Source organism: Dolichospermum planctonicum, assembly GCF_005402965.1.
GTDB lineage: Bacteria > Cyanobacteriota > Cyanobacteriia > Cyanobacteriales > Nostocaceae > Dolichospermum > Dolichospermum planctonicum.
The window spans coordinates 1-3,146 of the sequence record NZ_BJCF01000097.1 but is presented as its reverse complement, the minus strand read 5'-3'; the positions used below and the strand labels follow the sequence as shown (position 1 = coordinate 3,146).

The following is a 3,146-nucleotide window of genomic DNA, read 5'->3' as shown; positions in this document are numbered from 1 at the left end:
GTTATCGGGATATAAGTTATTTGTATGGGACTTTGACAAAAAAGAACTTTCTCAATAAAGGGGGGTTCATTCTCATGATTATTGAGAATTTTATCAATAATTTCACGAGTTTCGGTAATTTCAGCCGAGGGGCTTGACAGTGTTTTGAGTTTCGGGTATGATGATGTTATTGGTGGGAAATAGTGCGCCCATATATATAGAGTTTTTAATTACTAATATTATTATTTCCATATAACCAAAATACCAAGACGTTATCTTATGTCTCAGGATAAAGATGCAATTAAATTAGATGTATAACCGGGAAAGATGGTTAAAATTACCAGATAACCAAGTAATTAAGAAACATAAAAATCGGAAATAATGCACACAGACACGATATTCTACCAAATCTTTCTCACTTTTCACACTCTATTATTTGAAATTCTGGGAGAACCTACAGAAAATGCTAAAGATTATCAATTTACTTCTGTGGAAGTGAAAGAAAAAGCATTTCGGTTTGATGGAATTTTTCTGACAGATAGTGTAGAAAAACCCATCTATTTTGTCGAAGTGCAATTTCAACCAAAACCAGATTTTTACTGGGAATTAATAGCGGAAATCAACATTTATCTCAACCAATTTAAACCCGTACAAGATTGGCAAGGGATAGCCTTATTTGGGAAACGGAGTTTAGATGTGGGGGAATTAACTGCTTATCAACAAGAATTGATTAATAGTGGAAGAATTAAACGAATTTATTTAGATGAATTACCACCAGGTTCAATTGGTATGGGGTTAATTGAGTTAATTGTCAGTAAAGAAGCGCAAGCACCGGAATTGGTGAAAACCCTCATGGACAGAACTAAGACAGAAGTTGAGAATGACAGAGAAAAACAAGGTATTATAGAATTGTTAGAGACTGTTTTATTGTCCAAGTTTTCACAATTAAGCCGTCAGGAGATAGAAGCAATGTTTTTAGTGAGTGATATTAAGCAAACAAGGGTCTATCAAGAAGCAAAGCAGGAGGGGAGACAGGAGGGGAGACAGAATGGTGAGATGATTTTATTGATACGTCAGTTATCGAAAAGATTTGGAAAATTAAAAGATATTTACATCGAAAATATCAACAGTTTAAACATAGAACAACTGGAAAATCTGGGAGAAGCATTATTAGATTTTACAGATATTAATGACTTGGAAAGATGGTTAAATTCACAAAGAAACCAGTAATTCAGAAATATAAAAATCGGGAATAATGCACACAGACACGATATTCTACCAAATCTTTCTCACTTTTCACACTCTATTATTTGAAATTCTGGGAGAACCTACAGAAAATGCTAAAGATTATCAATTTACTTCTGTGGAAGTGAAAGAAAAAGCATTTCGGTTTGATGGAATTTTTCTGACAGATAGTGTAGAAAAACCCATCTATTTTGTCGAAGTGCAATTTCAACCAAAACCAGATTTTTACTGGGAATTAATAGCGGAAATCAACATTTATCTCAATCAATTTAAACCCGTACAAGATTGGCAAGGAGTAGCCTTATTTGGGAAACGGAGTTTAGATGTGGGGGAATTAACTGCTTATCAACAAGAATTGATTAATAGTGGAAGAATTAAACGAATTTATTTAGATGAATTACCACCAGGTTCAATTGGTATGGGGTTAATTGAGTTAATTGTCAGTAAAGAAGCACAAGCGCCGGAATTGGTGAAAACCCTCATGGCCAGAACTAAGACAGAAGTTGAGAATGACAGAGAAAAACAAGGTATTATAGAATTGTTAGAGACTGTTTTATTGTCCAAGTTTTCACAATTAAGCCGTCAGGAGATAGAAGCAATGTTTTTAGTGAGTGATATTAAGCAAACAAGGGTCTATCAAGAAGCAAAGCAGGAAGGTAGACAGGAGGGGAGACAGGAGGGGAGACAGGAGGGGAGACAGGAGGGGAGACAGGAAGGTAAAAAAGATGAAGCAACAAACTTACTGCTAAGGATATTATCTAAACGGTTTGGAAAGTTAGGAGATAGTTATATTCAAAATATTAACAGTTTGAATATAGAACAACTGGAAAAGCTAGGAGAAGCATTATTAGATTTTACAGATATTAATGATTTAGAAACATGGTTAAAATCACCAGATAAATAAGCTTATTTAATTGTCAGAATCAGGATATCCAGGATTTTAGGATTTACAGGATGTTATTGAATGATTTTTGGTGGGGAGTTGGTGATTTTTAATCGTTCATTTCTTCTACATGAAGTGTCATTACATATTGAAGTGATGTAATTTTTTCTCTTATTCTTTGTAATATTTCATCGAACATGACATGATTTATGTTGGTTTTCAGGATAGTTTAGGTAATGATAATATCACAATCCTGTACATCCTTTAATCCTGGACATCCTGATTCTGACAATTGAGAATTTCAGATACCCAACAACTTTTAATAATCTTCTCATTTATCACATTAAGTAGGTTGGCGTTAAAAATTGTCGTTATGACAAGGAAACTCTTAACTCTTAACTCTTAACTAGGAAGAGGTTTTGGGCAACTTTACTGTTCGTTACTTATGTCGGTTTTTTCCGTTCATCTACTTATGGGTGCATAACCTAATGGTATACTGTCCGTTCTGTAGTGGGGTGTTAGGTGTCCAGGCTTGCATATTCTCTGAATCAGGATTTACAGGATTGGGAGAGGAATTAAAAACTAGTATAACATCCGCGTTCATTCGCGTTCATCTGCGTTTAATTATCAGAATCAGGATGTTCAGAATTTAAAGATGTTCAGGATGATAATAATGTACTGGATTTTGGTGGATTTTTGGCAGATGAATGAAAATAATGATGTTAATAGTTGAAAAGTTTAATATATATGCGCGGACAGATTTCTACTCTTAACATTAGTGTAAACGAAAATTTTCGCCTTGTCAAGTCCTCAAGTAAAATATTTTGTCTGATAGCGAAGCGTGGCGTTAGCCATATCAGGATGTTCAGGATTTAAGGATTTACAGGATGCAGTTTATAAACTGGCGCTGATGATTTTTGGCAGATGAATGAAAATAATGATGTTAATAGTTGAAAAGTTTAATATATATGCGCGGACAGATTTCTACTCTTAACATTAGTGTAAACGAAAATTTTCGCCTTGTCAAGTCCTCAAGTAA

2 protein-coding genes are annotated in these 3,146 nt (G+C 34.2%); both read left to right on the top strand.

What is annotated here, in order from left to right; translation table 11 throughout:
- The first annotated feature begins 360 nt into the window (after positions 1–360).
- Positions 361–1,209: an Rpn family recombination-promoting nuclease/putative transposase gene (locus FFO06_RS20550; protein WP_137909684.1), complete on the top strand. Its 849-nt coding sequence runs from the start codon at positions 361–363 to the stop codon at positions 1,207–1,209.
- Positions 1,210–1,234: 25 nt separating this feature from the next.
- Complete coding sequence (locus FFO06_RS20545; RefSeq protein ID WP_137909683.1) at positions 1,235–2,128, top strand: Rpn family recombination-promoting nuclease/putative transposase; 894 nt, start codon at positions 1,235–1,237, stop codon at positions 2,126–2,128.
- Positions 2,129–3,146: the final 1,018 nt, after the last annotated feature.